We start from the raw sequence: 8496 nt of genomic DNA, 5'->3' as shown, positions 1-8496 counted from the left end.
TGACCAAGGGGCACATGGTCGCTGGTTGATCTCCAGGAGCGACCATCTCCCCTTGATCGCGCAGTCGCGCCACCGGAGGCCTGGGACACCTCGCGACGGCCGGGCCGCGGCATTCCATGACCATCGACCAGGCTCAACCTCGCCACCCGAGAAGCACACCAGCGCGGCCGCCACGACCTCCAGGTGCTGCTGACCTGCGGTGACCCCGCGCAAGACGTACACCACGGTGATCCCACGACCCTGGAGCGCGACTCGCGCGGATCATGCCTCCCGCCGCCGGCGTGCCACACCCATGATCACCGATCATGGGCCCGGCGAGCCGCCGGGCGCTTACAGCACCGCGCGGACCGCGCGCTCGAAACCGACCACGTGCTCCAGGGCCAGCTGCGCGGCCTTCTCCGCCTCGAACGCGACGATGGCGTCGAGGAGTGCGACGTGCTCCCCCACGTGGCCGGCGACGGCCGGGATGCGGTCGAGGAACAGACACCAGATGCGGGTGGCGAGGTTGTCCTGGCGGACGAGGATGTCCTCGAGGTACGGGTTGCCCGCGGCGCGGTAGATCTCGCGGTGGACCTGGACGTCGCGGCGCAGCAGCTCGCGGCGGTCGGCGACGGAGGCCTCGAGCTGCGCAACGTCCCCGGCGAGGGCGGCGAGGCGGGACCGGTCGGCCGCGGAGGCGTTGCGCGCCGCGCCGGACGCGGCGAGCGGCTCCAGCTGGGCGCGGATCTCGGAGATGTGGGCCAGGTCGGTGATGTCGACCGCGGTCGCGAACGTGCCGCGCCGCGGGTAGGCGACGACGAGCCGGTCGCCCTCCAGGCGCTTCAGGGCCTCGCGCACGGGGGTGCGGCCGGTGCCGAGTTCCTGGGCGAGTGCGTCGTCGTTGATCGGCTCGCCGGGCCGGATGTCGAGCATGACGAGGCGGTCGCGGATGCCCTCGTACGCCAGGTCCGCCAGTGACCCTCCCCCGGAGGACGACGGCTGCGCCGCGACACCCATATCCGCCCTCCCGTGCCCTTGACGCCATCCGGCAGCCGACCTACCGTACACCGCCAATTGATATATCAGTTTCGTGGGCATGGTACGACAGATCGGACGCCGCATGCTCGAGACCCCGAACGACCCCGTTCTCGAGGCACTGCCCGAGCACCCGGACTTCCTGTGGCGCAACCCGGAGCCGAAGCGCTCCTACGACGTGGTGGTCGTCGGCGCGGGCGGGCACGGCCTCGCCACGGCGCACTACCTCGCGCGCAACCACGGCATCACGAGCGTCGCGGTGCTGGAGAAGGGCTGGCTCGCGGGCGGGAACATGGCCCGCAACACCACGATCATCCGCTCGAACTACCTGTGGGACGAGAGCGCGGGGATCTACGAGCACGCGCTGAAGCTGTGGGAGGGGCTCGAGGAGGACCTCGGCTACCCGATCCTGTTCAGCCAGCGCGGCGTGCTCAACCTCGCCCACAGCCTGCAGGACGTGCGCGACAGCGTGCGGCGGGTCGAGGCCAACCGGCTCAACGGGGTCGACGCCGAGTGGCTCAGCCCGGACGAGGTCAAGAAGGTCTGCCCGATCGTCAACACCTCGCAGGAGATCCGCTACCCGGTGCTGGGCGCCACGTACCAGCCGCGCGCGGGCATCGCGAAGCACGACTACGTGGCCTGGGGGTTCGCGCGCCGCGCCGACGAGGCCGGGGTCGACCTGATCCAGGACTGCGAGGTCACCGGCTTCACCACCGACGGGGGCCGGGTCACCGGCGTGCGCACCACCCGCGGCGACATCGCCGCCGGGAAGGTCGCGCTGTGCGCCGCGGGGCACACCTCGGTGCTCACCGACATGCTCGGGTTCCGGGTGCCGGTGCAGAGCCACCCGCTGCAGGCGCTCGTGTCGGAGCTGCTCGAACCCGTGCACCCCACCGTCGTCATGTCGAACGCCGTGCACGTCTACGTGTCGCAGGCGCACAAGGGCGAGCTGGTGATGGGCGCCGGGATCGACTCGTACAACGGCTACGGCCAGCGCGGCGCGTTCCACGTCATCGAGCGGCAGATGGCTGCGGCGGTGGAGCTGTTCCCGGTGTTCGCGCGCGCCCACCTGCTGCGGACGTGGGGCGGGATCGTGGACGTCACACCGGACGCCTCCCCGATCGTCGGGCGCACCCCGTACGAGAACGTCTACCTCAACTGCGGGTGGGGCACCGGCGGGTTCAAGGCCACCCCCGGCGTGGGCTGGTGCATGGCGCACACGATCGCCCACGGCGAGCCGCACCCCCTCAACGCCCCGTTCACGCTGGAGCGCTTCGTCACCGGGGCGCTGGTCGACGAGCACGGCGCGGCCGCCGTGGCCCACTGATCGCGAGGAGCACGCATGCAACTCATCGAGTGCCCCTGGTGCGGGCCGCGCGAGGAGACCGAGTTCCACTACGGCGGGCAGGCGCACGTGGCCTACCCGGCCGACCCGGCCGCGCTCAGCGACGAGGAGTGGGCGCGCTACCTGTTCTTCCGGGAGAACCCGAAGGGCCTGTTCGCCGAGCGCTGGAGCCACGCCGCGGGCTGCCGCCGCTGGTTCAACGCGGTGCGCGACACGGTGACCTACCGGTTCCGCGCCGTCTACCGCCCCGGCGAGCCCCGGCCGGTGATCCGATGACCGACCTGCGCGTGGCGGGGCGTGGGCGGATCGACCGCGCCACCACCTACCGTTTCACCTTCGACGGGGTCGCCCACGCCGGCCACCCCGGCGACACCCTGGCCTCGGCGCTGCTCGCGAACGGCGTGCACGCCACCGGCACGAGCGTCGCCCGCGGCCGCCCCCGCGGGATCGGGGCGGCGTGGGCCGAGGACCCGGGCGGTCTGGTGCAGATCGAGGAGCCCTTCCCGGAGCCGATGCAGCTCGCCACCACGGTGGAGCTCGTCGACGGGCTCGCGGTGCGCGGCGTGCCGGGCCGCGGCCGGCTCGCCGACGTGCCCGACTCCGCCCGCTACGACGCGAAGCACGCGCACGCCGACCTGCTGGTGGTCGGGGCGGGCCCCGCGGGGCTCGTCGCTGCGCTCACCGCGGCGCGGGCCGGCGCGCGGGTGGTGCTCGTCGACGAGCAGTCCGAGGCGGGCGGGGCACTGCTCGGCGGCACCGATCGCATCGACGGCGCGGCGGCCCTCGACTGGGTGGCGGCCGCGACGGCCGAGCTGGCGGCCTGCCCCGACGTGCTGCACCTGCAGCGCACCACGGCCTTCGGGCACTACGACGACGGGTTCGTGCTCGCGCTGGAGCGGCGCACCGACCACCTCGGAGCCGCCGCGCCACGCCACCGGTCGCGGCAGCGCGTGTGGCGGATCCGGGCGCGGCACGTGCTCGTGGCCGCCGGCGCGCACGAGCGGCCCGTCGTCTTCGCCGACAACGACCGCCCCGGGATCATGCTGGCCGCATCCGCCCGCACGTTCCTGCACCGCTACGGCGTGCTGGCGGGCCGCGACGCGGTCGTGTTCACCACCGACGACGCCGCGTACGCCGCGGCGGTCGACCTGGCCGACGCGGGCGCGCGGGTGCACGCGGTCGTCGACGCACGCGCAGACGCGCCCGGGCACTGGCGGGCGGAGTGCGAGCGCCGCGGCATCCCGGTGCGCGCCGGGGAGCTCGTCACCGGCACCCGCGGCGGCGAGCGCATCACCCACGCCCTCGTGGGCGACGAGCCGATCGCGTGCGACCTGCTGCTGGTCAGCGGCGGCTGGAACCCCGCGGTGCACCTGTTCAGCCAGGCCGGGGGCCGGCTCGCCTACGACGCGGCGCTGGGTGCGTTCGTGCCGGGAGAGACGCTGCCGGGCACGTCCGTGGCCGGCGCCGCGACCGGTGTGCTGGACCTCGACGGCTGCCTGCGCGACGGCGCCCGCGCGGCCCTCGCTGCGCTCGCCGACCTCGGGATCGACGCCCGCGGGGTGGCAGGACCGCCGGTGGCCGACCGGGCACCGGAGCGCACGCCGCCACTGGTGCTGTGGCGGGTGCCCGGCGACGAGCACGTCCAGTTCGTCGACATCCAGCGCGACGCCACGGTGGCCGACATCGCCCGCGCCGTGGGGGCGGGCATGCGGGGCGTGGAGCACGTCAAGCGGTACACGACGATCGGCACCGCGCACGACCAGGGCAAGACGTCCGGGATCGTCGCGGCGGGGATCACCGCGGAGCTGGTCGGGATGGCGGTGGAACGGCTCGGCACCACCACGTTCCGCGCCCCGTACACGCCGGTGGCCTTCGCCGCGCTCGCCGGGCGCAACCGCGGCGCGCTGTTCGACCCCGAGCGCGTCACGCCCCTGCAGGACCGGCACGTGGCCCGCGGCGCGGTGTTCGAGGACGTCGGGCAGTGGAAGCGGCCCCGCTACTACCCGCAGGCGGGCGAGGACATGGAGGCCGCGGTGCTGCGCGAGTGCGCGGCGGTCCGCGGCGGCGTCGGCATCCTCGACGGCTCGACGCTCGGCAAGATCGACGTGCAGGGCCCGGACGCCGCGGTGCTGCTCGACCGGCTCTACACGAACCTGATGAGCAGCCTGAAGGTCGGCGCGGTGCGCTACGGCGTGCTCTGCGGCGCCGACGGGATGGTGCTCGACGACGGCACCGTGCTGCGCCTCGCCGAGGACCGGTTCCTCGTCTACACCACCACCGGCGGCGCCGCGACGGTGCTCGACTGGATGGAGGAGTGGCTGCAGACCGAGTGGCCCGACCTGCGGGTGCACCTGACGTCGGTCACCGAGCAGTGGGCCACGTTCCCGGTGGTGGGGCCACGCTCGCGCGACGTGATCGCCGCGGTGTTCCCCGAGGTGGACGTCTCGAAGGCGGCCTTCCCGTTCATGACCTGGCGCGACACCCGCTTCGGCGACGTGCCCGTGCGGATCGCGCGGGTGAGCTTCTCCGGCGAACTCGCGTACGAGGTGAACGTCGACGGCTGGCACGCCGGGGCGGTGTGGGACCGGCTGATCGAGGCCGGTGAGCCGTACGGCATCACCCCGTACGGCACCGAGACCATGCACGTGCTGCGCGCGGAGAAGGCCTACCCGATCGTCGGGCAGGACACCGACGGCACCGTGACCCCGCAGGACCTCGGCATGTCGTGGGTGGTGTCGAAGAAGAAGGCGGACTTCGTCGGCAAGCGGTCGTTCTCCCGCGGGGAGAACCGCAACCCGCAGCGAAAGCAACTGGTGGGGCTCCTGCCGGTCGACCGCACCGTGCTGCTGCCGGAGGGGTCCCAGGTGGTCGAGCACGACCGGCTGCCCGATCCCCCGGTGCCGATGCTGGGCCACGTCACGTCCAGCTACCGCAGCGCCGCGCTGGAGCGGACCTTCGCCCTCGCGCTGGTCCGGGCGGGCCGCGAGCGCATCGGCGACACCCTGCACGTCCCGGTCGGGGACGCACTGGTGCCCGTCCAGGTCACCGAGCCCGTGCTGGTCGACCCGGAAGGAGCCCGTCGTGACGGCTGAGCTGTCCCGCACCGGCGCTTTGCACGGCTGGTCGGGGCGTTTCGCCGCCCTGCCCGACGGCGTGCAGATCGTGACGGAGCCGTTCGTCGCGATGGCCGACGTGCGGCTCGACCCCGCAGGCCCGGCGGCCGCCGACGTGGCCGCCCACGTCGGCGTCGCCCTCCCGGGCCGCCCGTCCTGGGTGGACGGCGACACGGCGCGGGCGATCTGGCTGGGCCCCGACGAGTGGCTCGTCACGAGCCCGTTCCAGGCGCCCGGCGACCTGGAGGCGGGGCTGCGGGCGGCGGTCGCCGGGCGGGGCGCGGTGGTCGACGTGTCCGCGCAGCGCACCACGCTGCGGCTGCGCGGCGAGCACGTGCGCGACGTGCTCGCCACCGGCTGCGCGCTCGACCTGCACCCGCGCGCCTTCCCCGCCGGGTCGGCCGCGCAGACCACGCTCGGGCTGGCGGGCGTGGTGCTGCTCGCCCTCGACGACGCCGGCCGGCACTACCAGCTGCTCGTCCGGTCGTCGTTCGCGCGCTACCTCGCCACCTGGCTGCTCGACGCGGCCACCGAGTTCAGGGGGGCATGATGCCTGGTTCGCCACATGTCGTGATCATCGGAGCCGGCATCGTCGGCGCCAACCTCGCCGACGAGCTGGTCGAGCGCGGCGTCGACCGGGTCACGGTGCTCGAGCAGGGGCCGCTGCCGCTCACGGGCGGGTCCAGCTCGCACGCGCCCGGCCTGGTGTTCCAGACGAACCCGTCGCGCACGATGACGCAGTTCGCCCGCTACACGGTGGAGAAGTTCTCCGGCCTGGACCTCGACGGCGACTGGTGCTTCAACCCGGTCGGCGGGCTGGAGGTCGCCACCACCCCCGAGCGGCTCGCCGACCTGTACCGCAAGCAGGGCTGGGCGGCGTCGTGGGGCGTCGAGGCGCGCGTCGTCGACCCGGACGAGTGCGTGCGGCTGCACCCGCTGCTCGACCGCGACCGCGTGCTCGGCGGGTTCCACATCCCGTCCGACGGCCTCGCGAAGGCGCCGCGCGTGGTGGCTGCGCTGGTGCGCCGGGCGCAGGGGCGGGGCGTGCAGTTCCGGGGCTCGACCCGGGTGACCGGCATCGAGCAGACCGGGGGCCGGGTCACCGGCGTCCGCACCCCCGACGGCGTGGTGCCCGCCGACGTCGTGGTGTGCTGCGCCGGGTTCTGGGGACGCCGGGTGGGCGCCATGGCCGGGATGGCGGTGCCGCTGCTGCCGCTGGCCCACCAGTACGTGCGCACCGGGCAGATCGCCGAGCTCGTGGGGCGCTCCGACGAGCGCACCGAGGCGAGCCTGCCGATCCTGCGCCACCAGGACCAGGACCTGTACTTCCGCGAGCACGCCGACCGGCTCGGCATCGGCAGCTACGCCCACCGCCCGATGCCCGTGCGGCTGGAGGACCTCGTCGAGGACCGGGAGGTCACGGCCTCGGCGATGCCGTCGATGCTGCCGTTCACCGAGGAGGACTTCGCGCCGTCCTGGGAGCAGAGCAGGCTGCTGCTGCCCGCGCTGGCGTCGACGAAGGTCGAGGAGGGCTTCAACGGCATCTTCTCCTTCACCCCGGACGGCGGGCCGCTGATCGGCGAGTCACCCGACGTCGCCGGGTTCTGGATCGCCGAGGCGGTGTGGGTCACGCACTCCGCGGGCGTGGCGCGAGCGGTGGCGGAGCTGCTCACCGAGGGGCGGGCGAGCCTCGACCTGCACGGCTGCGACGTGCACCGCTTCGAGGAGGTCCAGCTCCCCGACGACTACGTGGAGGAGACCTCCACGCAGAACTTCGTCGAGGTCTACGACGTGCTGCACCCGCTGCAGCCGCGCCTGTCGCCGCGCCACCTGCGGGTGAGCCCGTTCCACCGCCGCCAGGAGGAGCTGGGCGCGGTGTTCCTCGAGGCGGCGGGCTGGGAGCGGCCGCACTGGTACGAGGCGAACGCCCCGCTGGTGGACCAGCTGCCCGAGGCGTGGGTGCCGCCGGAGCGCGACGCGTGGTCGGCGCAGTTCTGGTCCCCGGTCGCCGCGGCGGAGGCGTGGCGCACCCGCGAGGGCGTGGCGCTGTACGACATGACGCCGCTCAAGCGGCTGGAGGTCACCGGCCCGGGCGCGCTGGCGCTGCTGGACCGGCTCACCACCGGGAAGATGGACAAGTCGGTCGGGTCGGTCACCTACACCCTCGCGCTCGACGAGGCCGGTGGCATCCGCAGCGACCTCACGGTGGCCCGGCTGGGCCCCGACCGGTTCCAGGTGGGCGCCAACGGCAACCTCGACCTCGACCACTTCCGCCGTCACGCACCGGCGGACGTGCAGGTCCGCGACATCACCGGCGGCACCTGCTGCATCGGGGTGTGGGGCCCGCTGGCCCGCGACCTCGTGCAGCCCCTGTCGCGCGAGGACTTCTCGAACGAGGGGCTGCGCTACTTCCGCGCGATGCCGGCCCGCATCGGCGGCGTGCCGGTCACCGCCATGCGGCTGTCCTACGTCGGCGAGCTCGGCTGGGAGATCTACACCAGCGCCGAGTACGGCCTGCGGCTGTGGGACGTGCTCTGGGCGGCGGGCCAGGACCTCGGCGTCGTCGCCGCGGGGCGGGCGGCCTTCAACAGCCTGCGCCTGGAGAAGGGCTACCGCTCGTGGGGCACCGACATGACCACCGAGCACAACCCGTACGAGGCCGGGCTCGGATTCGCGGTGCGGATGCAGAAGGGCGAGTTCGTCGGCCGCGACGCGCTCGCGGGCATCGGCGCCGGCTCGGTGGACCGCAGGCTGACCTGCCTCACGGTGGACGACCGGCGCAGCGTGGTGCTCGGCAGCGAGCCGGTGTACCTCGGGGGCCGGGCGGCGGGCTACGTCACCAGCGCGGCGTTCGGGCACACCGTCGGCGCCCCGATCGCCTACGCGTGGCTGCCCGCCAGCGCCACCCCGGGCACTGCCGTGGAGATCGAGTACTTCGGCCGCCGCATCCCGGCCACCGTGGCGGCCGAGCCGCTGGTGGACCCGGAGATGGCCCGGATCCGGCGCTGACCGCGCGCCGCCGGG

6 protein-coding genes are annotated in these 8496 nt (G+C 74.1%); 5 read left to right on the top strand and 1 reads right to left on the bottom strand.

Annotation, left to right across the window (positions count from 1 at the left end):
* Nucleotides 1–330 precede the first annotated feature (330 nt).
* Nucleotides 331–996: a GntR family transcriptional regulator gene (locus tag ACFPL3_RS23525; protein ID WP_343943854.1), complete on the bottom strand. Its 666-nt coding sequence runs from the start codon at nt 994–996 to the stop codon at nt 331–333.
* A 103-nt stretch (nt 997–1099) separates the two neighbouring features.
* On the opposite strand from ACFPL3_RS23525, the gene ACFPL3_RS23520 reads away from it, so the two are divergent.
* Genes ACFPL3_RS23520 through ACFPL3_RS23500 form a run of 5 tightly spaced genes read left to right on the top strand, consistent with a single transcriptional unit; the run spans nt 1100 to nt 8481 of the window.
* The gene (locus ACFPL3_RS23520) at nt 1100–2341 is read left to right on the top strand and encodes a sarcosine oxidase subunit beta family protein (protein ID WP_343943855.1); all 1242 of its coding nucleotides are present in this window, start codon (nt 1100–1102) and stop codon (nt 2339–2341) included.
* 15 nt (nt 2342–2356) lie between these two features.
* A complete protein-coding gene (locus ACFPL3_RS23515) occupies nt 2357–2635 on the top strand; it encodes a sarcosine oxidase subunit delta (protein ID WP_343943856.1) in 279 nt (92 codons plus the stop codon).
* Nucleotides 2632–5451 (top strand): 2Fe-2S iron-sulfur cluster-binding protein, encoded by a 2820-nt coding sequence (locus tag ACFPL3_RS23510; RefSeq protein ID WP_343943857.1) that lies wholly within the window; start codon nt 2632–2634, stop codon nt 5449–5451. Before ACFPL3_RS23515 ends, ACFPL3_RS23510 begins: the two co-directional genes overlap by 4 nt.
* Nucleotides 5441–6022 carry a sarcosine oxidase subunit gamma gene (locus ACFPL3_RS23505; protein ID WP_379589646.1) on the top strand — a complete coding sequence of 194 codons (582 nt, stop codon included), beginning with the start codon at nt 5441–5443 and terminating at the stop codon, nt 6020–6022. The genes ACFPL3_RS23510 and ACFPL3_RS23505 overlap by 11 nt, the downstream gene beginning before the upstream one ends.
* A complete protein-coding gene (locus tag ACFPL3_RS23500; protein WP_343943878.1) occupies nt 6022–8481 on the top strand; it encodes a GcvT family protein in 2460 nt (819 codons plus the stop codon). The genes ACFPL3_RS23505 and ACFPL3_RS23500 overlap by 1 nt, the downstream gene beginning before the upstream one ends.
* Nucleotides 8482–8496 lie beyond the last annotated feature (15 nt).

Source organism: Pseudonocardia zijingensis, from assembly GCF_042657305.1.
GTDB lineage: Bacteria > Actinomycetota > Actinomycetes > Mycobacteriales > Pseudonocardiaceae > Pseudonocardia > Pseudonocardia zijingensis.
Note: the sequence above shows the minus strand (reverse complement) of the source record. Positions and strands in the feature narration are given on the sequence as shown.

What these genes read in the sequence shown, in the direction of transcription:
- ACFPL3_RS23525 (WP_343943854.1), bottom strand. Translation starts at nt 996, where the DNA reads ATGGGTGTCGCGGCGCAGCCGTCGTCCTCCGGGGGAGGGTCACTGGCG.
- ACFPL3_RS23515 (WP_343943856.1), top strand. Translation starts at nt 2,357, where the DNA reads ATGCAACTCATCGAGTGCCCCTGGTGCGGGCCGCGCGAGGAGACCGAG.
- ACFPL3_RS23500 (WP_343943878.1), top strand. Translation starts at nt 6,022, where the DNA reads ATGCCTGGTTCGCCACATGTCGTGATCATCGGAGCCGGCATCGTCGGC.
- ACFPL3_RS23520 (WP_343943855.1), top strand. Translation starts at nt 1,100, where the DNA reads ATGCTCGAGACCCCGAACGACCCCGTTCTCGAGGCACTGCCCGAGCAC.
- ACFPL3_RS23510 (WP_343943857.1), top strand. Translation starts at nt 2,632, where the DNA reads ATGACCGACCTGCGCGTGGCGGGGCGTGGGCGGATCGACCGCGCCACC.